Raw genomic sequence first — 23,396 nt, forward strand, 5'->3', positions numbered from 1 at the left:
TTTATAGTAGGGTGCGGTTATGCAGCAGTATTTGACCGACTCATAACCTGGAGCAGCCTCACATAGCCAAAATAAAAACAGCGCTACTATCCATCGCATATGAACTGAGTATTTAAAAGTGGTTAGATAATAAAATGCTAACCCAACTTTTATAGTCAATTATCAAATGATAATAACTCTTTATTATAGGCTCTTATGCTGCAGTTGTTTATAGCTGTAAAGAAATGGTGATATGACAAGTATTTTTGAAATAAATAATCATTAGTTTTTTTAGAAATGTTTCAAAGAAATATAAGGATTGTTTGCTAACGAGCTGACATCTATAACTAGATACTGTAGCTGGTCATGAAATATCTGCCATTCATCCACTTCGTAGGACTTTTACGAAATTATTGCTTAATATGTTAAGTTACGTAATATATACATTAGTTTAGTTAGTGAAATAATTGAGAACTAGTTAAACGCTTATAGCAAGTTTTAGCTTCTTATAGGAATAATCATATGCATAAAATGCCATACGTTCTAAATTCAATAATTTCACAACTATTCAGTGAACATATATATCGGGTGCTGGCATTGATAGCCGCTATGGGCTTGATGTTGGTTAGTAATACATCCTCTGCAAGAGTTGATAATCCAGGCGCAGTTTGTCCTGCTGGTTTTTCAAAAGACAAACTGACAGATAGCGACTATACCAATTTATTTTTAAGTAGCAGCAATAATAACTACTTTAATGTCGCAGGTAATGCTTCAGATAGTATTCCACTACAAATGAAAATGGATCTTAGCGAATCTAGCACTAGTAATACTAATAATAACTTTAGCATTATAGATGCTAGCCAGTATAGGGTTATAAATATTGGTAGAAACTTTTCTACTCCAACTGCATATACAGATATTACACTAAGCTTTCGTAATAAAACGACCCAACAGCCTCTCTATTTGACCAACGTAGCTGTGAGTGCATTTGATATTGACTATTCAAATTCTGGTAATAATTTATTCGATGACTATGTACGCATTACAGGTACTACTGAATCTGGCTCTATTATTGATGGCACACTACAAACAATATCAGGCTCAAATGTCATATACTCTGCAGGATTAAACAACAGCACTTCCTTCAATTGCCCATCAAGAGATTTAGATACACGCTGTCAAGGCTCTATACAATTTTCTCAAGCTGTCAGTGAAGTGACATTTCGTTACACCAATAATCCTATATATGTTAAAAATGACCCGACTAATCAAGAAGTACAAATTCGCGTAGACAATTACTGCTATGTCCCTCAGTATATATTTTCAGGTACAGTGTTTGATGATAACGGTGGTATTACTGATACCCAAGCTGATGCTAATAACGCCAATATTACTAGTGGTACCTATTTTAATAAACCAAACTACTTTAACGGTGTATTTAATACCCCTCAGGAATTAGGTATTAGTGGGAGTAATGTAAGATTGGCTAATTGTTCTAATACATCTACTACTTATCCAACCCAATCGGTAATTAGAAACGGGGCTTCCGTCGGTGAGTATCAAATCAGTATTCCTAAAACAACACTGGCTAATAATACTAATCTTTGTTTGGTAGAAAGTCGAACAGGGGCTACTTATCCTATTCGCACTAGTAGTGAGAGCAGAAATGTTGGTTTCTCAGCAACCACTTATAATTATCCTAATAACAACTTTGGTAGAGTCATCGCTGCAAATGCCGCTTTGGTATTACAGAAGTACCAGTTTGTGAATGATTGCAATGCCAGTACTTTAGTTTACGCCTCAGTTCCGATTACTGGCGATCCAAGAACTGGGTTCAGTATGGATCCTATCCAAGATAATATCACTCCGCAGCAGTGTATTGCTTATAAGATAACTGCGACCAATCGTGCCAATCTCGCCATCAACAACTTCGTAATGAGTGATGTTCTGCAGAAAAAAGACGTTAAAGGTGCACAAGCCACGTCTATACGTGTGGCACCTACTGATCCTAATGGCAGCTTCGCTAATGGTAGTGTGGATATTGGACTAAATGGTACGGTCCAGACGACTGAGTTAACATTGCCAAAAATAACCAAACGTGATTTTTATTTCAACACCAAATACGGCACTACTGTGAATCCTTAGTAACTATTCCCCCTTGCTATATTATCAACCCTAAAGAATATTTTTTACTGACAAAAGCCCTATCTCTATAGATAGGGCTTTTACCGTTTGTGTACTCCAAAATACCATTTGTCGTTTTTGTGGTGAATATTTGTATTGTTTGCGTGACAATCACATTAAGGAACAATTCTAACTTTATCAGCATCTCTTATTCATAGTTGATTGCAGTTTTTACATTGCATGGGACGAAGTCAAGATTGACTTGATAATAATGGTTTAAGCAAGGAATACGATATGAAAGGTTTTAATTTTTTACGCAGTGCCATATTAGCAAGCTTAGCGTCGGTAATAGCATTAAGTGCTGCTCACGCCAATGATGCCTTAAAAATGGATTTAACAGCCAATCAAGTCACCAAAAACGCCGAAGGTAAGATCTCTTATCTACCAGTTCGTAATGCTCCAGCGGGTACGGTCATTCAGTATAAGGCAACATACAGCAATATTATTAACAAAGATATCCAAGATCTGGCGGTCGTATTACCTATCCCTGCCAATATGGCTTTCACTGGTGAAGCTAATCCTACCAGTGCTCAAGCCAGTATCGATGGCAAGAACTATGCCGATATGCCACTGATGCGTAAAGTCGATGGCAAAATGGTTAAAATTCCGTTTTCTGAATATCGTACCCTGCGCTGGAATATCAAGTTATTACCAGCACAGAAGTCTGCCGCCGTGGCACTTAACACGATCGTCAACTAGACCTCTCCTTCAACTCACAAAATCTTGCTCTTCTAATTTTAGGATATCTATATGAAATCAAATAATTTTAATTATAGCCTGTTAGCCGTTGGTGTTGCTGCGGTGATGGGTATCTCTACTGGGGCTATGGCGGCTAAGCCTACTGGCGGTACTGGCACAGGTAGTTTCGATGTCACTAACAAAGCAGAAGCCACTTATAAGGTTGCTGGTAACGACCAGTCGCAAACCGCTACTTCTAATGAAGTAACAGTCAAGGTCAATGAGCTTAGCTCATTTAGCCTACTTACTGACAACGTTAATACTCCTATCAATCCACAAGCTAATTCAACAGCTACTTTCACACATACCTTAAAGAACGAAGGTAACGTAAATGATAGCTATATTTTAGATTTAAAAAATGTTAACGGAGATGATTTTGATTATAGTGGCTATGTAGTCACTTATACAAAAACTAGCAATGGCACGTCTCAGAACATTACACTTGATGCTAATGGAAAAGCTACTACTGCTATTACTTTGACACCCAACGAAACTGCGAGTATCACAATTGTAGCGACTGCTAACACTGCACGTAGTATGGATAAAAACGGTATCTTAACAGTTAGTGCTGAAAGTGCTTATTTAAAAGCTAAAAATACAGGTACGCCTGCAGCCTATACAGCGTCTAATACAGACAACGCAAAAACCACTACGCCTGTCTATGCTATTACTAAATCGGCAGCTACTAACCTTGGTAACAAAAACTTAGATCTTAATAATGCCAACGCTTATATTGATTATACTATTACGGTCAAAAACGAAGGTAACATTAATGGTACCGCAGTCACTATTGAAGATGCTCTACCTAACGGTTTAACACTAGTCCCTTCTACACAAACGGATATTTATACTGCTCCAGTCATAAAACGTAATAACGCTGTTATTACCGTAACTCCAGAGATTTCGACTAATAAAATAACATTCAAGAATGTTGATATCGCTAAAAACGATGTAATTACCATCACTTTCCGTGCTAAAAAATCTAGTGCTGCTACTTCAACTAGTGATTTCTCAAACTATGCGACCGTTAAAGACAACACTAAAAACGATGTTGATGCTAACACTCCTGATTTAATTGATCACTCAAATGACAAAACCAATGCTGGTGTTGCAGAAGTGAACTATGAAAACCCAGTAGGCACAGGTCCTTATCCAGGTAAAGACGATAACACTAATGCGACAGTAACCACTACAAACCAGACTCGTTCTATAACTATCAGTGAAGGAGTTAATAAAGAAGTGCCTTTGTTAACACCTAATACTGAAAATAAAGTTGGCAATACTTATATCTACACTATCACTAACAATGGTACTGATATTACAGAAGCAGCAACCGCTAATTCTGTTACATTCTCTGTTAAGCCTACTGCTAGTAAAATTAATGGTGTAGATGGTACTACTGATAACACTGACATTAGCATAGCCCGGGTGTTTGCAGATATTAATAACGACGGTGTTTTTAATATTGGCGACATAGAACTTACTGGCACTCAAGTTGGAACGACTTCAGAGTATACCTACGATTTAAATCAAGCAAAAACAACAGGTTTTGCTGCTGGTACAGCTAATGCTATTAAAATAGGTGTGCAAGTATCAACTTCTGGTACTGGTAGTAATCTTGTAGGTGGCAAAAACAACATTAATGACTCTGAAACCTTGACCTTAGCGGTATTACCACAAGGGTCAGTAAATGGTACACCAAAACCTGTTGATGTCAGCACTACTTCGAAAACTACTATGCAAGGTATTAATTTACAGAAATACCAGATAGTTGCTAATTGTGAGGCAGCACTACCTGCTGATAATAATGCTGCTTGGTCGAGCACTGCTACTACCGCAACTTCTGGACAGTGTATCTTCTATAAATTAGAAGCGAAAAATACCTTTACTGAAAGTAATAGAGCTATTAGTAACCTTGCAATTTCAGATACATTGATGTCATCTGTTACGTATCAGGGCAACTTTACTCCTTCAAAAGCAGTGACTGCACCAACTCAAATTGCTGCTCCGTTAATCAAAGGGATTTTTGCCACTTTAAATCCGCAAGAGACAGTAAATATCAGATTCTCTGTAAAACCTTCACAATCAGGCACTAACTAAATAGTAAGTATCAATTTATGAGCATTTTCGAGTGCTTGTAGATCCCCTCTAGCTTGAATTAATCACTTTTCATTATTCAAGCTAGAGAATCTCTACCCTTACCCTCACTGATATTTTATTGGATAAGCGACATATGACTCTATCTACCATGACACCGTCTAATCGTACTGCATTGTGTTCAGCAAAGATCTCTGCGCTGTCATTGGCAATGTTGCTTATGCAATCAAATATCGCGATTGCAGCTGATGCAGCAAACCCTAATCTGCAAATCATCAACAATATTGCAAATGCTAGCTATAACGTCAATAACCAGACTGACGTCACAATATCTAGCACCTCAAACCAAGTACAAGTCAAAGCCTCAGACCTTCCTGAATACGGTATTGAACTCACTCAACAGCCGTTACTCACCGTTATGCCCAACGCCTTAGTTAACTGGGTAAATGTCCTCAGCAATACCAGCTATAGCAACCAGACTGTTGAGCTAACATTGGCTGTATCTCCAACGCTCTCAAACTTAAAAGTCTATCAAGATCTAAATAAAAACGGCGTCGTTGATAATGGTGATACTGAAGTTATTTTCGATAATTTAAGCGCACAAATCAAACTTGGACACAGTGAAAGTATCCAGTTCATCGTGCAAGCTTTATCAGATGTTAACGGCAAAAGTGGCGATACTGCAGATATTAAAATTGGCGCTGTCGTTCTGGAGGACCCATCCGTATCGAGTGTCAACGCGATTGATAGACTGATCATCGTTGAGCCTGAAATCAAATTTACAACTCCTAAGTTTGACGAAAACAAAACCACCTCACAAATCGATGAAAACGTCTATATCGATGCCAGCTATGCGCAGTGTAACGTTCAGCTAGATAAGCCAGATCAAGTATGGGTCACGATTACCTCTTTGTTGACGGGTGACAAATACGCATTGAAAGCGATTGAGACGGGCAATAGTACTGGTAAATACCAGCTATCAGCACCAACACAAAACAATGCCAACGCTATCAATGACAAATTTATTCAGACTCTAGCAAATGATACGTTGACTGCAAGTCTAGACGCCTGTATCGCGCCTTCTGTCGGCACTGGCGCTGAGCAGCTACCAAGCGAAGGTGACTTCACCGTACGTATCGATGACTTAGATACACAAATCAATATCGTCGATGATAGCCCAAGCTTAGTCGTCACCAAAGAAAGCGATGTTAAAAGCGCTGAATTTGGTGATTATGTTAGCTACACCATTAATATCACCAATAGTGGCAACTCTACCGCTTACGATGTACAACTAAAAGACGCCCTACCACGTGGTTTTGCTTATGTAGATGGTAGTGTACGTGTCAACCAAACTACTGATATCAATATCGACCAAGCGCAAACCACTGAGTTTAAAGCTGATGGTAAATATCAGGTGCTAAATTTAGGTAATATGGCAAATGGCGAAAGTAAAAAAATTACTTACCGTGTCTTAATCGGTGCCTCATCATTAGGCGGTGATGGCATCAACCGCGCGACTGCTGTTGCTAGCAATGAGCAAGGTAAAAGCTTAGTTTCAAGAGAAGCACAGTGGAAGATTGAAGTAGAGCGCGGCGTCATGAATACTGATGGCATCATCATCGGTAAGGTCTACCACGATATCAACCGTGATGGCATTCAACAAAAAGAAGATGGCGAACTTGGCGTTGCAGGCGTGCGTATCTACATGGAAAATGGTAACTTTGTCGTGACTGATCCTGAAGGTAAATATAACTTCTATGGTGTCAGTGCCAAAACTCACGTCTTAAAAGTTGACCGCACCACCATCCCTCATTCAACCGAGATGGTCACCCAAAGTAATCGCAATGCTGGCGATGCGGGCAGCCGTTTCGTTGACTTGAAATATGGCGAATTACATCGTGCCGATTTCGGTATCGTTGTCGGTATGGGCGATAGCACTGAGCGTTTGAATACGGAGCTTGTCGCTCGTAGCAAATCAGTGAGCGCTAAGAATGATAGCCTTGAGCAAGCAGTAAAAACCGAGCTAACCCTAGATCCTGACTACAATCGTGACTACGATGATAATGTAGACGCCAGTGGCTGCAACATCAATGGCGACTTAGATCTGGGCAGCAACTGTGACTCTGCTATCGTCAATGAGATGATCAATCCAGCCGCCAATCGTGTTGATATGACCGTAACTACGGTAGCACCGCCAGTAGAAAAAGAGCTGGAAGAATATCTCAAAGAAGTGGCTAACAATGACGTGGCTTTTATCAATTTAAACGAAGGTCAACAGCTCAGCACTTATAAACAAATGGTACAAGTGCAAGCGCCACTGGGTTCAATATTTACACTATATGCCAATGGAAAAGCAGTATCAGAACAACAAATCGGCAAAACTGCTGAGCAAGAAAAACAGAATGTGACTGCCTTTGATTACTATGCCGTCGACTTAAATCGCGGCAACAATATCTTGCGCGGTGTCGCTACTGACGTGAATGGCAAAATTATCTCTGAGCAAACCATTAAAGTATCAACGCCAGACAATTTACAAGCCATTGACTATCGCACTCAAGCGCAGCTAGTACCGGCAGATGGCGTTAGCGATTATCAAGTCGTTATTAGCCTAAAAGACCGTGATGGCCGTCCTTATATCGCCTCAACACCTATCACTATCGATACCAATATCGGCCGTATCAATCTTAATGACAGCAGTAAAGATCAAGCTGGTACGCAAGTTATTGTCTCAGGTGGCGAGCTACTCATACCTGTGACTGCACCGAATGTACCGGGTAAAGGTGAGTTGGTCATCGACACTGGTAGCAGTAAACAGATTATCCCGTTACAATTTACCGCGCAATTACGTCCTCTCATTGCCGTCGGCATCGTCGAAGGCGCGATCTCACTTAAAGACTTTGATGGCAGCAGCATTACTGACGCCCAAGGCGCTTTTGAGCAAGAGCTCAATGATTTCGCTGGTAACGATGACTATACCGCTTCTGGTCGCGCCGCGATGTTCCTTAAAGGCAAAGTACGTGGCGATTATTTGCTCACTTTGGCTTATGACAGTGGCAAAAAAGGCGAGCGTCTGTTCCGTGATATCGAGCCTGGTGAATACTATCCTGTCTATGGTGATTCATCAGCCAAAGGCTTTGATGCGCAATCTACCAGCAAACTCTATGTGCGCTTGGACAAGGGCCGCTCATTTGCTATGTATGGCGATTTAAAAACTCAAATCGATAACGATGAAGGTATTAAATTAGGTCAATATAACCGTACGTTGACTGGCCTAAAAGCCCAGTATGAAGATAGCAATACTCGCATTACCGCCTTTGTCGCGGAGACGAGTACCAGCCAGCGCGTCAATGAGACTCGTGGTCTTGGTATCTCAGGCCCTTATCCATTGGCTGAAAACTTTGATGCCGTATTAGAAAACTCAGAAACTGTCGAAGTGATCACTCGTGACGCCAACAATCCAGGCTTGATCATTAGCCGTGAGACCCTTACCCGCTTTGCCGATTATGAAATTGACCCTATCAGCCGCAGCTTATTTTTAAAAGCCCCTATCGCTAGCCAAGATATCGATGGCAACCCTATTTATCTACGAGTCACTGTAGAAGTAGATGAAGGCGGCGAAAAATACTTGGTCGGTGGCATTGCTGCCAAGCAGCAGTTGACTGATAAAGTCGCCATCGGTGGTAGCTATGTCAACAGTGATGACCCTCTTAACAAAGAAGAGCTTGCTAGCGTCAATAGCGTTATCAAGTTTAACGATAAGCTAAAACTGGTCGCTGAATACGCGATGAATAAAGCTGAGAATCCAAATTTTCAGCCAAGCAATCAAATCAATGCGACAGAATTAGACGGTCAGGACGCAGAAGGTAATGCCTTGCGTATCGAGCTTGACTTTGATAACAAGAAAAACACTCGTGCCAAAGCTTATTATAATGATACTGACGAAGGTTTCGTGACTGGCACCTCGCCGCAGACTGCTGGTCGCGCTGAATCGGGCGTCGAAGTCACTCATTTAATTAATGATAAAAAGACCGCGCTAAAACTAGAAGGCGTACGTACTAAAGATCATACCACTGATGCTAGCCGCCAAGGTGTCTTAGCCAGTATTGAACAGCGTTTGAGCACCAACATCGTTGGCGAGATTGGCTTACGTTATTATAAGCAAGATGCAACGGCAGCTTCACGCAATATCCAAGCGGTAACAGACGTCGTAGATGTGACTGATAACACTCTCTTTAATGACGATATTATCAATCAATCGGCGCTAAATAATGTCAGTGATTCTGAAAAAGATATTGAAGGTACTACCGCCCGCGCTCGCATCACGGCACGGTTGCCCAAGCTCAATGACTCTTTAGTATTTGCAGAATATGAGCAAGATATTGATAACAGTAATCGTAATGCCACCTCCATCGGAGGCGAGACGCCGCTAGGTGGTTTAGGCCGCCTATACGCCCGTCATGACTTGATCAACAGTCTATCTGGTAGCTATGGTCTTGATGATACTGAAGAACGTCAGCGTACGGTTTTCGGTTTTGATGCCGCTTATATGAAAGATGGCAAAGTCTATAGCGAATATCGCATGAGTGACGCCATTAGTGCTCGCGAAGCTGAAGCTGCTATCGGTCTAAAAAACAAGTGGTATGTTCAAGAAGGTCTGACTTTAAACACCTTATTTGAGCGTGTTGAATCATTAGAGGGCGATACCGAAAACACCGTAACGGCAGCTGGCATTGGTATAGAGTATCTTGCGAAAGAAGATTACAAAGCCTCAGCGCGTTTTGAGAAGCGTTGGGGTGAGACCAGTGACACATTGCTAGGTAGCGCTGGTATTGCTTATCGCTATACTGACGATGTGACTCTGTTGGCCAAAGACATCTACTCGCGCGTCGATTATGACGATGGCAATCGCACGATTAATCGCTTCCAGCTAGGAGCTGCTTATCGTGATTATGATAGCAATCAGTTAGACATGTTAGCCAAGCTTGAGTATCGCTTAGATGATAACAGTACTGGCGATGACGCCTATCAAAAAGACGCCGTTATCTGGTCATTGAGTGGTAACTATCATCCAACGCGTCCGTTGACGTTATCAGGCCGTTACGCGGGTAAATATACTCAGTTTGATGCTGATGATATTAGTAGCGACAATACAGCCCATGCGCTTTATGCTCGCGGTCTATATGACATCAGTGAGCGCTGGGATGTGGGTTTGCAAGCAGGCACTTATTGGAACAAACAAGCAGATGATATGTCTTATATGCTGGGTGCGGAAGTGGGCTATAGCCCGATGACCAATCTTTGGTTGTCACTAGGTTATAACTTTATGGGCTTTGAGGATGAAGACATCGCTTATGACGATAGCACTATGGAAGGCGCTTACTTTAGATTACGCTTCAAGTTTGACGAAGACCTATTCAAACGTGATGATCCACGTAAGAACCAGCGTTTGACGACTCACTCTACATTGTAATTTATCCCCATTGTCGTGTTATTATCTGACGACAATGCGGGCGTTATCGCGCTGTTCATCATATTATATGAAAGATATATTTTAATAAGTGATGAGATCAACGCCAAAAACCGCAAGTACCAATACCAATATTGATACTGATCCGCTTAATATGAGGTTTTGCATCATGCCTAATCATGCCAACAAAGCAGCCCATTATAAACAGCCTATAAAGGCTTTATTATCAACCGTTTTTTTCCTGACAATGACCTCGGTTGCATCGGCGAGTCATCATACTCCTGAAGTGGCAGTAACCCATGACGATAATCACTGTGCCAATGATGTTCAAACTCAGTCTCACCACCCAAAATACCAAAGTACGCGCCAACGTGCTATGAACTGTATGTTGACAGAGTTACAAGCGTATCAACAAAAAAACATGAGTGCACGTCAGCAATACTTTGCCTATAAAGCTCAGGCTTGGCTTAACTACGCCATCCATCAAGACAGCATAAATAGTCGTTCACCTGCTGGGCAGCAAGCAGCACAGGCAGCAGAGACGATTTTGACTACCTTAAGAAATGGCAAGGAACAAGATCTCAACCTTATTCAAGACATACCCTCAAACTCTGCTCTCATGCGCCCCGATCTATGGGCAACCTTAAGCGCGCTAAAAGATAGCGGTGGTATCGAGTCAGCACCACGAGAGATAGCCTTCAGCGAGGTCGCTTTAATTTGGGCTGCTACGAACCAGTGCGAGCGCGGCTGGCGGGAATCAGGCATCCATTTTCGCATGGCAGATCGTTGGCTTGAACAAGCCCGCGAAGCATACGTCAATACCCATGATTCACAGACCAACGTCGCTTTGGAAGAGCTGATCGTCAGCTATTATAAGCAATATGAGACATTAGATGCGAGTGCTGATAGTTGCCGTGGGCAAGTATTGATGCCTATCCGTTAAGTCCATTATTACCACTGCTCATCAATGCAGTAAATACAAAAAAGCCGACATATGATGTCGGCTTTTTTGTATTTACTTAGCAGACATTAGAGCATGTTAATCACACTCTAATGTCTATGCATCATCTAAATAGCGAAAAAAACTAGCGATTCTTACGCGGTAGCTTTTCTGGTAGATAGCAACGCAAATAAGCGATAAACGCAGTGTTTGCTTCTTGGATATATTCATTAGTAATGCTTTGGTGACGACGATAAGACAATGTGAATATAGCATTAATAATGCTATAAGCAATCAATAGCGTGTCTTGAATATCGTGGAAACTCGGCATCTCATAGCGCTCTGATAAACGCTTATAAACCAAATCGACGATTTGATGATCGATATCTTCACCAAAACTATCACCTTCAAAATCAGGCGTGTTCGTGTCATAAATGAGCTTGGCTTTGGTTTCGTCGTTATGGAATATCGTCACACAATTATCAATAAGCGCCGTCAAATAGCCCTGCCATCTGTCATAATTACCAATATCTACTGTTTCTACTATTTCTAATATTTCGATAGCATTCAAAAAACGCAATGCTAAAAATATCGCTTCGATGTTAGGAAAAAAGTGATAAGCAGAAGCTCTTGGAATGCCTGCTTCTTCACATACAGCCGCCAAAGTAATGTCATTGATAGGTTGGGTTTCACTTAACTTCTTGGCACCAGCCAAAAGTTTTTGACGGCGCGCACGGCCTTGTTGGCTGGTAAACTTAAACTTATTCGGGACCAGTTTTTTTGCCAGTTCCGAATCTACCAACACATCTTCAATCTTTTCGTCTTTATTTTCGCTCATCATAAGTCTCTTAATGTTACACCCTATTTTATAAATATAATCTTCAATAGATAGTATTCGCCCTAAATTGAAGAATTACATCCTATTAGCTAATAATGTAGCACTGATATTAGCGCTACTATGTCTAATGGAGAGGCATCATAAACGCTTGTACACTATCAAGCAAGGGAGATAAATGGGTTAAAAATTAATGTATAGGTCAACCATTTAATAGCGTTGACCACGTAATGTAAAAAATTTAATCTTTGAGTTTAATTTTCGCTCTTATAATACCATGATCGATGACCCTATCTGTATAGTCCCACTTTAAATGGTCATTGAAATAGTCTACTCTTTCAACCTGACCCAGTGAAAACTTGCTATCAGGAAGAAACTCTTCTGAAACAAATAATTGATCAATCACTTCTGGCATACCTTGATATATATGGGTATATGCCACATCTTTCATCCAACCATAGCGTGCTTGGATACGCGCAGCATCGAATAATGCAACATCGCGCATGCCTTTGTCATAATTAACTTCACCAGTCTCAGCCATCAATTGGGTAGTGACGCTACCAGTGACATCGTTCATATCACCTAACAAAATCAATGGCTCACGAGTATGATGTAATCGCTCTATAATAGACATGCGAATAGAGGCTGCTTCTGCGGCGCGCATACATAAACTACGGAGCTTGGCACGGACTCGAATATTTGGATCGTCCATGTCTTCTAACAAATTGCCACTTTCATCACGCAAGAAAAATGCCCGTTTGCTTTTTAGATGCGCCGTAATAATCGTTATCGGTTGCCCAAAAGCATCGACCCGTACTAGCAATGGTGGACGATTAAAGCGTTGGTAAAGGCCAATATCAGGGATATCAATCACCGCTTTTGGTGCAATATCTTCAAGCAAGCGGCTTTCTAATTGCTCAAAGCGACTAATGATACCAACGGCAGGAGTGTTTTGTGCCCCTTTGCCATGGGTATAAGGGCTTGAACGGTCGTTACTTGCCAACGGAACAACAACATGCTCGGGCTTAAATCCCAACGACACAGCCAACGCTTCAAGCGCATTACTATCCCAGACTTCTTGCACCGCAATAATATCAGCATGAGCTTTTGCTAATAAATCGGTGATGCCGCTTAGCTTGTGCTCGTATTCATCGTTACTGTAAGCTGGCGCATTGTCATAATAAATTCGGTTAGGGTTGGCAAAATTGAGCAAGTTGGCAGTGGCGATATAAAATTGTCTGGCGCTTTTAGCTTCCGCATTATTGTTCATAGATTACCTATTATTTTTATTCTAGAATATTGCTTCCAAAGATGATTGGCTGTTTAATATATTCATACTTAGTAATATACAGCAAAAAAGTCTCCAAAGAAATCTTTGAAGACTTTAAAATAGCATAAATTGAAAGTATTTAGTCTATCAGCAGACCCAAGTCTACAATCAGACTAAGCCCAGTGATAAGGTAGTAAGCTTATATACTGTCTACTTACTTAAATAAAATGTGCTGTTAGTTTCGCTTATTACGATACACGATTCCATGCGTCATACGATGCTTTGCGTGCTTCTTCCCACTCCATGCGTGATTCACCTTTTACTTCATGCCATGAGCGCTCTAATTCAGCTTCATGGTCTTCAAAACGTGCATCCGCAGGGTAACGAGCACGGTTGGCGTACCCTACTGCATAAGCTGGATGTAGATCACGGTCGAAGTCATAACCTTCTTTGTAATAATCAACATTTGCATATTCTGCACGCCAGTAAGCTTCTTCACGTGTTGGATCAATTGCTTCTGCTGCTGCATGTCCTGCACCGCCACCAACGATAGCACCAATCGCACCACCAATAAGTGTGCCAAGTGGTCCTGCCATTGTACCGATTGCTGCACCCGCTGCTGCGCCGCCAAGACCACCAATAGCTGTGCCTACTGGATGCGAACCTGGCTCACCTGTAATGATATCAGCATTCAGATCCTGCTTAGCTTCTTTTGACATATGCTTTACTTCACTGCGATCAATACCGTCATAGTTACTCATAATTTTATCCTTAAATTAATTTGTTATATTTTAGATTTATTAAGTGCTAAAAATTAGCGGTCTTACTCGAATCATGTGTTACTTGAGTCGCCTAAAGTATAGAAATTTATGGATAACAACAGATAGATAGGTTGTGTAAATTGTGTCCAGATTGCGATTGTCTTGCGTTACAGCCTGTATCTTTATAATGATTTTGTAGGACAGTGAAGCGTTTTAAGTAATTTTTCATTGAGTTGTTACAATATTTTAATGTGTCTGTTGAATACTTATAAGGATGTCAATGCTCTATCGATGGCTCGTTGCCACTTATCAAGATGTTGTTCACGGATATCACTGGACATTTGGGGTTCAAAAATCCGATCGACTTGCCATGATGCTTGCATCGTCCCTTCATCATATAGCCCCGTTTTTAAACCTGCGAGTAATGCTGCACCTTTGGCAGTGATTTCTGTATCTCTCGGACGCAGGACAGGCACATCGAGTAAATCAGCTTGAAACTGCATCAATAAGTCATTGTTAGCCGCGCCGCCATCTACTCTTAGCTCAGTTAATGGATGAGGACTGTCTTTTTGCATGGCAATGAGCACATCATAAGTTTGATAGGCAACTGCCTCTAACGCAGCACGAGCAATATGGGCTTTCGTCGTGCCGCGGCTCATACCAGTAATACTCGCGCTGATATCGGAGCGCCAATAGGGTGCTCCTAGCCCTGTGAATGCAGGCAGTAACACCACTTCTTCACTACTATCAACTTGGCGGGCTAAATCTTCGACTTCACTACTGTGTTGAATCATACCCAGATTGTCCCGTAGCCATTGGACAATAGCACCTGCCATAAACACACTACCCTCCAAGGCATAAGTGACTTCTTTTCTGGGTGGCTGCAACATGCGTTTGCCTGACTGTACAATTTGATCGAACGATAAATTGTCTGGACGAGTCGGTGTGGATTTTCGTTGCCAAGCGATTGTCGTTAGTAGTTTATGCTCACTCAGTTTGGGTTTTTGACCAATATTCATCAGCATAAAACACCCAGTACCATAAGTGTTTTTAGCCATACCAGCATCGAGGCAGCCTTGTCCAAAAAGTGCCGCTTGCTGATCGCCCAATACCGCTTGAATAGGAATTTGTTTGGCAAACAGTCCTTTTTTGGTTTTACCAAAGTCACCATCAGATGGTAGGACTTTAGGCAAAATATTCATGGGTATCGCAAAACGGGCGCACAGCTCTTCTGACCACTCAAGCTTGTGGATATCATATAATAAAGTACGGGAAGCATTGGTCACATCAATGACATGCTCGCCACCGGTGAGCTTATATATGAGCCAACTGTCTATAGTACCAACCGCTATTTCTCCTCTACTGGCTCGTACGCTCAATTTCGGATTGTGCTCTAGTAACCAAGCGATTTTGCTGGCGCTGAAATAAGGATCTAAACGTAGGCCTGTAATGCGTTGCACTTCGCTTGTCACATCATCATGGCTGCCATTCATCATGCTACTGGCACTCTCAGCTGCGAGTGTTTTACAGTAGTTCGCCGTACGGCGATCTTGCCAAATGATGGCAGGGGCTAAAGGTTTACCCGTTTGCTTATCCCATATGACAATAGATTCACGCTGATTGGTGATCGCGATACTGGTGACGTCGGTAGCAAGCAGCCCTGCTTGATTAATCACATCATGGGCACAGCTAATCTGCGTTTGCCAAATTTGTTGCGCGTCTTGCTCGACAAAGCCCGCTTTTGGGGTTTGTAAAGTGGTGGGCTGCTGTGCCATTTTTATCGGACACGCACGATCATCGTACAATATCGCTCGACTCGATGTCGTCCCTTGATCCAAAGCCAAAATATATCCTGCCATTACTCACATCCTATTTTGTCGCATTCATTTTTTACATTTATATTTTATAGCCCAGTCTTTATTGATGGCACATACTTTTTGTGAGTAACGCCTATCGTAATAGCCAGTTTTATTTACATTAGCACTGCGCCAATGAGCAATTGCTGACAGTTAAAATAAATGCCATTCATTTTAATCTTGCTCAACGCTATAAGGTGCTGAAATATAGCACACACCACTGTTATATATAGTTTATAAGCTGCTTTGTAGTACAACAATCATAACTAACCATCATTTTCGCTGAAAACTTTTAAAAGTGATCTAAAATCGATTTAAATGCTAATGACTTGATAAACCTTTTATTATTAATTAACAAATGATGTTATTATTTGTCTTAACACCCGACCTCTAACATAAAATCATGGCTTATTCAACGCACAGTAAGCAAATACTGAGCATTGACCCGTCACTATTGTGCCACTACAGTGTAGCGCTTGTTATCCATAACAAAATACTAGCTTCTGTTAATGGTTGACCATATTGAACTGTTTGAACAGGGTTTGACCATAACAGTTGATGTTTTTGATACTTTTTTGCCTGACTCTAAAATACTTTGCATTCTAATTAATGGCTTATGTGACTTATGAAATTTGCTTTATCGACTCTGTCTACTGCGGTGATGACGATTACGTTCATGGGTTTAGCAGCGCCTGCTTTTGCAAGCGCTACTGATCATAATATCGAGTCACCGAATGGGGTCACAGCCGTTGCAGTGACGCAAATTATCGATGCTGACACTCAATACAGTACTCAAAGCAGCATTCAAGACAGCGCTCAAAACAGTACTCAAAAAAATGAGATTCAAAATAGAAGGTCAACGACAGATACGGATATGGGTCAAGCTGAGCAAAAAACTGGCTTAACAACGCTTATCGATCCCATTACCCATAAAAGTATTGATAATAGTTATCCATTAGCAGTATCTAGCCTGTTAAGCCTTGAGCAAGCTCAAAATATTTTATTACAAGTGTCACCGAAACTGGCCGCCAATCAAGCGGCGATTGCTGCTAGTGAATATCAAACGGATGCGCTCAAAACTTTAGACAATCCATTGGTGTTTGCCCAACTATCAGCCAACGCTTACAACTTAGACGCGGATCTTGACTTATCATCATTGAAAAACGGTATTGTTAATGACGTTAACAATGGTGTCGATAATGTGATTCCGCCTATTCCACCATTACCAGATTTGCCGAATTTTGGTGAATTGGTCGGTGAGCGTATCCCAGATTCTTATGAGTTAAAGCGCTCAGGCTCAACGGCTGGTGCAGGTCTGGGCGTGGTTTGGCCCATCTATACTGCTGGACGTACCAACGCTTTGACAGGTGCTTCCAATGCCCGTACCCAAGAAGCCGTCGCAGACAGTCTATTGGATAAAAACGAGCTTTATAACACCCTGATTGAGCGTTACTTTAAAGCACAGCTGGCCATCATTGCCGCTTATTTACGTGAAGATGCTTATGATACCTTGCAGCAGACTGACCATATGGCGCAGCGGCTTTTTGAAGAAGGTTTTATCTCACGTGTTGATCGCTTAGAAGCACAATCTGCGCTTGCCGATGCAAAAAGTGAGTCCGTCAATGCCAATAACGATGCTCGTCTTGCGATGATGGCTTTACAGCGGCTATTGCGTACCGATTATCGTATCAAACCCACGACACCGTTATTCGTTTCTAGCCGTCCTTTACCCGATGTAACCTATTTTCAGAATTTATCACTCACCAATCACCCAGGTCTACAAAAAGTCGCCGCCAAACGCGCACAAGCTGAGCAGCTACATGCGCTATCAGATACTGGTCACAAGCCTACCGTCATGCTCTATGGCTACGGACAAATTGAAAAAGACCCCAGTTGGGTAGCCGGTATATCAGCCAGCTGGAAGCTGTGGGGTGGTCTTGATAAAAATGCGTCACTCGCGTCAAGCAATGCCAAAATACGCCAAGCGGATCTGTCTGAAATCGAAGTCAGTGACAATTTATTATTACTGGTCGAAAAAAACTGGCACGATGTTAATAACGCCCAATCTCGTTATCAGGCATTACAAAGCAATGTAGATCTGGCCGCAGAAGTATTGCGTTTGCGCCAGTTGGGGCTACAAGAAGGTGTAAATACACCGATTGAGGTAGTCCAAGCACAAACGCATTCGCTTAAAGCACGTACTGAACAAGCGCAAGCTGCGAACAGCTATGTACAATCGCTGGCCGCACTCATGCAAAGCTGTGGTACGCCTCTTGCCTTTAATGCCTATCTTAATGCTGCTGATATTCAATTACCGACTTTGTATACTGAGTAATGATTTAATTTGAAAATGATAGATAGTGTGGATAAGCGTTTATATAGTTGATTCGATTTTAAAGTATGACAAGGCAGCTGAGCGAAGAGGTATATTTGATACTTCAAGCGAGGTTAACGCCGCAATACTATTACAGTAGCCTGACCATACTAATTATCATGAAGCTGTCAATAACCATACTATTGCTAACTCTATTGCGAATACTGTTTTATGAAAAACCCGACTTCTAAATTAATAAGTAATTGGCTGCAGCCTTCATTAAAGACGTGGCGTATTGCGAACAACTCTAATGTTTGGGCACACTGCGCGAGCGTGGGATTTTTTGGTTTCTTATCAATTTTTCCAGTAATGGCGGTGTTTGTGCTGCTTTATGGTCTCGCGTTTTCACCAGCTGAGATGCAAGAGCAAATCTCGATTTTGCGTCCGTTTATACCTGATACGGTGTATGAAGTCCTCAATTCACGCCTAAGCGCATTGGTCTCTAATACCACATCCGCACTCACGTTCAGTCTTGTCTTATCGACCTTACTCGCCCTATATGCTGGCTCTAAAGGTGTTAAATCTTTAATTATTCTTATCAATCTTGCCTTTCATATCACTCAAGAGCGCAGCTTCATACAAGGTAACATTTTAGCAGTCAGCTTAACCTTTGGCGCGGTAGTAATCTTGATTATAGCGGTCTCTTCTATTGCTATTATTCCTGTAGGGGCAGCCTATTTCCCCTTCCCGCAAATAGCTAAAACGATTGCACTTTGGAGCAGGTGGCCTATATTGGCTGGCATCATATTTTTAAGCTTTTTAAGTCTCTATCGCCTAGCCCCAAACCGTGACGCCGTCGCGCTAAAAAAACTGGTGCCAGGAGCAGCTCTGGCGACCATTCTTTGGATTGTATTGTCTGTGCTATTTTCAATTTATGTGCAAAACTTTAATAACTATAGCGCTGAGTTTGGCGCGCTTTCAGCTGCCGTGGTCATTATGCTTTGGCTTTATTATTCAGCATTTATCGTCGCCTTTGGTGCGATTTTTAATTCTGAAGCCTTAGAAAGCGCCAAACCTTATGCTGTACGAATGTACTAATAACATACCTTTTATCCTCAATTTTGCTGCTTTAGGAATCTCACTGTCATGACTGAATCTACCAACGAATCAGACGACTCGCGCAAGTTAAACGACTCAGAGCAATCTACCGACTCAGTCAATAACCATAACGATCAAGCAACTGATGCTGAAAATGAGCAAGCAGTGCCTACTTATAAGCGCCATGCAGAAAAAGCGGATAAATCTGCCATGATAAAAAAGGCACTTCTGGCGCTATTGGTTCTGATTGTATTAGGCGTTATTGCCTATGGTCTATATAAAAGCAATCAGCATAGCGAGCCTGAAGTCGTGACTTTGCAAGGGCAGATGCAGATGCAGCAAACATCCATCGCTGCAAAAGTGCCGGGACGTATTGCCAAAATTCTGGTCACAGAAGGTGATGCAGTGACAGTCGGGCAACAGCTAATTGAAATGGACTCGCCTGAGATTAACGCAAAGATTAATCAAGCGCTGGCTGGCAAGCAAATGGCACAAAGTCAGTTAGATAAAGCCGAAAATGGCGCCCGTCCACAAGAGATCGCTCAAGCAAAAGCGGCATGGCAAGCCAACAAAGCTGCTTCTGATTTGGCAGAGAACACTTACCAGCGTGTCAACCGCCTGTATGAAGAAGGCCTTATGGCACGGCAAAAACGCGATGAGGCGTATGCGCAATATCTGGCTACTCAAGATCAAACTGAAGCGGCACGCTTACAATACGACTTGGCAAAAGAAGGCGCACGCAGTGAAGATAAATCAGCGGCGACAGCACAAGTAGCACAAGTCGATGCCCAACTAGAAGAAGCACTGGTGGCAAAAGAAGAAGCCAACTTAAAAAGCCCTATTGCAGGTATTGTGGACAATGTCATTGTCAGCGCGGGTGAAGTCATCGGACAAGGCGTGCCTATCTTGACGTTGGTCAATACCGATGAGCAGTGGGTCGTACTTAATGTCACCGAATCCTACTTAAACCAGTTTGCGATTGGTCAGCAATTTACTGGTACGATTCCTGCGCTGTCATCAGCAAATAAGCCTTATACCAAACAGTTCACCGTTTATGCTACGTCAACATTGTCTGACTTTGCCACTTGGCGCCCGACCAATAATGATGATGGATTCGATGTACGTACCTTCGAAGTAAAAGCACGTCCGACGACTCCCGATGCACGTATTCGCTCAGGTATGAGCGTTATTGTACGCGTCAATCCAGCACTTACTAATGCAAGCCAAGAGTAAGCCATGCACCCGATGAAGTTAAGTAAGGCTTTTTTACGTAGTGCTGCCTATGAGCGACGGTTTTTGACCAAAAATCCGTGGGACTTTAGTATGGTGGTCTGGATACCACTGGCAACCGTCCTACTGATTTGGTGGATATTTTCACAAACGCAGATTACAGATTTGCCCATTGGGGTGATAGACCAAGATAATAGCCCGATTGCCAATACCGCGGTACGCTATTTGGAAGCCAGCCCTACTCTAACGGTTAGACAGCTTTATTACTCAGAGGCTGAGGCAAAAGCGGCTATTTTGCAGCGTGATATTTACGCTATTGTTATTATCCCTGAAGATTTTTCTCGGCATATTTTATCTGCTGAGCCTGCTCCATTAATTTTACAAGTAAATGCTCAGTACGGCACACATTCGGGCATTATCCAAACCAGCGTTCAAGCGGTCGCTGGGACGTTATCGGCAGGCGTTGAGATACAGCGTTTAGTCAAACAAGGCATGGCACCGTCGCAAGCTGCGATTGCTTACTCACCGATTGGCATACAGCGTATCAGCTTATTTAACGCAGCCACCGATTATCAGCAGTTTTTGGCTTCAACCGTCATACCCGCACTGCTGCATATTTTAGCGATGGTGATCGGTGCAACGACGATTGGTCGTGAGCTGCGGGATAAACGACTCGGCCATTGGTATTGCTTTATCAGTACAGGTCATCCTGATTTGACGCGAATCACAAAAAACGAGTCAACATCAGGGCAAATATTAAATGCCGTAGAAAACAACCAATACTTGAGCAAAAACGATCAAATCTCAGTCTCTAGCCATGCGAATGAAGATATGACGGAAAGTACAAACGTTTTAGTATTATTGTTTGGTCTGTTGGGCAAATACTTTTGGCCGACATTGGCCTTTAGCATTTGGGCGATGTTGGCTCTATGGCTTGCCACGCCGCAAGAATCCGTTGCCATGAGCTCAGTGCTTGCAACTTATGCTGGTTTGATATTATTAATAATGCTATCGTTTTGGCTGGGTGCTATCTTTACCTTAGGCTCATTTTCATTACGCATGGGCTTGTCTGCTACTGGTTTTATTTCAGCACCTTCTTATGCCTTTGCTGGTGTGACCTTCCCTTATATTGCTATCAGTGACAGTGCTCGGCATTGGTCAGATGCACTGCCACTCACTCACTATCTAAAACTGCACATTGCACAATTACAGATGCAAGCGCCTGTTGCTGTGTCATTGCCGATCGTCTATGGTCTGGCTATTGCCACGACGATTGCGATGACCCTGACTACTTTATTAACCAAACGCGCTCTGGCGCATCCTGAACGTTGGGGGGCGCGCTAATGTCATTACCACCAAAAGACCATTTATCTTCGACAACGTCAGATTCAACCAAGCAGTCCTCAACACCTAGTTTCTTAGGTAGTTTTTTACAGACCATTAAGGACATCTTTTCTGATAAAGGTGTGCTATTACTCTTACTGATCGCCCCTATTATTTATAGTTTTTTTTATCCTTGGCCGTATTCGACAGAAGTGGTCAACCATGTACCTGTTGGTATCATTGATAACGACAATAGTAATCTATCACGAACCATCGTTCGCTATGCGAGTGCCAGTCCACAGTTAGACACACAGCTTTTTCTCAACGAGCAGCAGGCTAAAGAGGCCATGTGGTCAGATGAAATCGCTGGGTACATGGTCATTCCAAGTGGGCTTGAGCAGCAAGTACTATCGGGAAAAGCGGCGAGCGTCAGCGTATTGGGTAATGGCGGCTACTTTCTGTTAAATAAAAACGTACAGATGGGGTTTTTAAAAGCAGTCAGTACGGTATCAGCAGGGATTGAAGTCAAAAAAAATGTGGCGCAAGGTGCTTATTCAGCAACAGCGGCTGCTAATACTCAAGCGGTACCATTAGTGATTGTCCCTCTATACAATCAAACAGAAGGTTATGGCGCTTACGTGGTGCCAGCGGTCTCTATTCTAATTTTGCAACAAACCTTATTAATCGCCACAGCGATGCTGATTGGTACGTGGTATGAGCAGCGGCGACATGCGACAAGTATCCGTGGTTGGCTTGGGCGAATTGCTGCGCTCAGTATGTTTAGCTTCATTATTGGCTGCTTTTATTATGGTTGGACATTTGAGCTACACCATTATCCGCGTGGGCAAAACATGCTTGGCAGTTTACTGTTCCTTCTGTTATTTTGTCCAACCGTAGCGACACTTGGCTGTGTGCTTGGACTCTGGTTTCGCCAGCGCGAACGTAGTATGCAAATCCTAATTTTTAGCTCACTACCGATGTTTTTTGTCAGTGGTTATCCGTGGCCAGCAGATCAGCTGCCCACAGTTTTACAAATCATACGTTGGTTCGTACCCACGACACCGGGTATCAACACCTCCGTCCAGCTTAATCAAATGGGAGCTAGTATTTCCCAAGTTTCTACTGGATTTTATGCACTAGCCGCATTATGGGTGTTTTACTTTGCGCTACTTATGTGGGTGCGCTGGCATGACGCGAATAAAGCACTTAAAACAGTGTCCTAAAGCAAAAGACGATTGCATGTCATTAGCGCCTACCATCAATAAAAGCCAAATCAATGATCCTGAATCAAAAAAAGCGCCTGC

General features: G+C 42.3%; 14 protein-coding genes. 10 read left to right on the plus strand and 4 right to left on the minus strand.

All coding sequences use genetic code 11. The annotated features are described in order from the left end of the window. Positions 1 to 501: 501 nt before the first annotated feature. The 5 genes from INT03_RS13480 to INT03_RS13500 all read left to right on the plus strand — a co-directional run bounded on the left by INT03_RS13480 (position 502) and on the right by INT03_RS13500 (position 11,408). Positions 502 to 2,124 carry a hypothetical protein gene (locus tag INT03_RS13480; protein WP_193009340.1) on the plus strand — a complete coding sequence of 541 codons (1,623 nt, stop codon included), beginning with the start codon at positions 502 to 504 and terminating at the stop codon, positions 2,122 to 2,124. Between the two features lie 273 nt (positions 2,125 to 2,397). After that, positions 2,398 to 2,862, plus strand: coding sequence for a hypothetical protein (locus INT03_RS13485; protein WP_060490843.1), 465 nt, complete (start codon positions 2,398 to 2,400; stop codon positions 2,860 to 2,862). A 51-nt stretch (positions 2,863 to 2,913) separates the two neighbouring features. Further along, entirely contained in the window at positions 2,914 to 5,001 is a 2,088-nt protein-coding gene (locus INT03_RS13490; protein WP_193009341.1) for a DUF11 domain-containing protein, read from the plus strand. Positions 5,002 to 5,134: 133 nt separating this feature from the next. Further along, positions 5,135 to 10,468 (plus strand): SdrD B-like domain-containing protein, encoded by a 5,334-nt coding sequence (locus INT03_RS13495; protein ID WP_193009342.1) that lies wholly within the window; start codon positions 5,135 to 5,137, stop codon positions 10,466 to 10,468. Positions 10,469 to 10,634: 166 nt separating this feature from the next. Then, entirely contained in the window at positions 10,635 to 11,408 is a 774-nt protein-coding gene (locus tag INT03_RS13500) for a hypothetical protein (protein WP_193009343.1), read from the plus strand. A 142-nt stretch (positions 11,409 to 11,550) separates the two neighbouring features. On the opposite strand, the gene INT03_RS13505 is transcribed toward INT03_RS13500, so the two are convergent. The 4 genes from INT03_RS13505 to glpK all read right to left on the minus strand — a co-directional run bounded on the left by INT03_RS13505 (position 11,551) and on the right by glpK (position 16,130). Next, positions 11,551 to 12,243, minus strand: coding sequence for a TetR/AcrR family transcriptional regulator (locus INT03_RS13505; protein ID WP_055124242.1), 693 nt, complete (start codon positions 12,241 to 12,243; stop codon positions 11,551 to 11,553). Positions 12,244 to 12,481: 238 nt separating this feature from the next. Further along, entirely contained in the window at positions 12,482 to 13,510 is a 1,029-nt protein-coding gene (locus INT03_RS13510) for an endonuclease/exonuclease/phosphatase family protein (RefSeq protein ID WP_193009344.1), read from the minus strand. Positions 13,511 to 13,758: 248 nt separating this feature from the next. Continuing rightward, positions 13,759 to 14,271, minus strand: a complete 513-nt coding sequence (locus tag INT03_RS13515; RefSeq protein WP_045446919.1) for a hypothetical protein — start codon at positions 14,269 to 14,271, stop codon at positions 13,759 to 13,761. Between the two features lie 266 nt (positions 14,272 to 14,537). After that, a complete protein-coding gene (gene glpK / locus INT03_RS13520) occupies positions 14,538 to 16,130 on the minus strand; it encodes a glycerol kinase GlpK (protein ID WP_193009345.1) in 1,593 nt (530 codons plus the stop codon). A gap of 622 nt (positions 16,131 to 16,752) precedes the next feature. On the opposite strand from glpK, the gene INT03_RS13525 reads away from it, so the two are divergent. The 5 genes from INT03_RS13525 to INT03_RS13545 all read left to right on the plus strand — a co-directional run bounded on the left by INT03_RS13525 (position 16,753) and on the right by INT03_RS13545 (position 23,315). Then, entirely contained in the window at positions 16,753 to 18,462 is a 1,710-nt protein-coding gene (locus INT03_RS13525) for a TolC family protein (RefSeq protein ID WP_193009346.1), read from the plus strand. Positions 18,463 to 18,672: 210 nt separating this feature from the next. Beyond that, positions 18,673 to 19,539: a YihY/virulence factor BrkB family protein gene (locus tag INT03_RS13530; RefSeq protein ID WP_109590168.1), complete on the plus strand. Its 867-nt coding sequence runs from the start codon at positions 18,673 to 18,675 to the stop codon at positions 19,537 to 19,539. A 48-nt stretch (positions 19,540 to 19,587) separates the two neighbouring features. After that, on the plus strand, positions 19,588 to 20,772 hold the full coding sequence (locus INT03_RS13535) for an HlyD family secretion protein (protein WP_193009347.1): 1,185 nt from the start codon (positions 19,588 to 19,590) through the stop codon (positions 20,770 to 20,772). A gap of 3 nt (positions 20,773 to 20,775) precedes the next feature. Then, positions 20,776 to 22,113, plus strand: coding sequence for an ABC transporter permease (locus INT03_RS13540; RefSeq protein WP_193009348.1), 1,338 nt, complete (start codon positions 20,776 to 20,778; stop codon positions 22,111 to 22,113). Beyond that, on the plus strand, positions 22,113 to 23,315 hold the full coding sequence (locus INT03_RS13545) for an ABC transporter permease (RefSeq protein ID WP_193009349.1): 1,203 nt from the start codon (positions 22,113 to 22,115) through the stop codon (positions 23,313 to 23,315). The genes INT03_RS13540 and INT03_RS13545 overlap by 1 nt, the downstream gene beginning before the upstream one ends. Positions 23,316 to 23,396 lie beyond the last annotated feature (81 nt).

It is taken from the genome of Psychrobacter sp. PG1, from assembly GCF_014897815.1.
Taxonomy (GTDB): Bacteria; Pseudomonadota; Gammaproteobacteria; order Pseudomonadales; family Moraxellaceae; genus Psychrobacter.

Bases quoted from the DNA above. Each gene is read 5' to 3' on its own strand.
- INT03_RS13490 (WP_193009341.1), top strand. From the start codon at position 2,914: ATGAAATCAAATAATTTTAATTATAGCCTGTTAGCCGTTGGTGTTGCT.
- INT03_RS13510 (WP_193009344.1), bottom strand. From the start codon at position 13,510: ATGAACAATAATGCGGAAGCTAAAAGCGCCAGACAATTTTATATCGCC.
- INT03_RS13480 (WP_193009340.1), top strand. From the start codon at position 502: ATGCATAAAATGCCATACGTTCTAAATTCAATAATTTCACAACTATTC.
- INT03_RS13530 (WP_109590168.1), top strand. From the start codon at position 18,673: ATGAAAAACCCGACTTCTAAATTAATAAGTAATTGGCTGCAGCCTTCA.
- INT03_RS13525 (WP_193009346.1), top strand. From the start codon at position 16,753: ATGAAATTTGCTTTATCGACTCTGTCTACTGCGGTGATGACGATTACG.
- INT03_RS13500 (WP_193009343.1), top strand. From the start codon at position 10,635: ATGCCTAATCATGCCAACAAAGCAGCCCATTATAAACAGCCTATAAAG.
- INT03_RS13540 (WP_193009348.1), top strand. From the start codon at position 20,776: ATGCACCCGATGAAGTTAAGTAAGGCTTTTTTACGTAGTGCTGCCTAT.
- INT03_RS13485 (WP_060490843.1), top strand. From the start codon at position 2,398: ATGAAAGGTTTTAATTTTTTACGCAGTGCCATATTAGCAAGCTTAGCG.
- INT03_RS13545 (WP_193009349.1), top strand. From the start codon at position 22,113: ATGTCATTACCACCAAAAGACCATTTATCTTCGACAACGTCAGATTCA.
- INT03_RS13535 (WP_193009347.1), top strand. From the start codon at position 19,588: ATGACTGAATCTACCAACGAATCAGACGACTCGCGCAAGTTAAACGAC.
- glpK (WP_193009345.1), bottom strand. From the start codon at position 16,130: ATGGCAGGATATATTTTGGCTTTGGATCAAGGGACGACATCGAGTCGA.
- INT03_RS13505 (WP_055124242.1), bottom strand. From the start codon at position 12,243: ATGAGCGAAAATAAAGACGAAAAGATTGAAGATGTGTTGGTAGATTCG.
- INT03_RS13495 (WP_193009342.1), top strand. From the start codon at position 5,135: ATGACTCTATCTACCATGACACCGTCTAATCGTACTGCATTGTGTTCA.
- INT03_RS13515 (WP_045446919.1), bottom strand. From the start codon at position 14,271: ATGAGTAACTATGACGGTATTGATCGCAGTGAAGTAAAGCATATGTCA.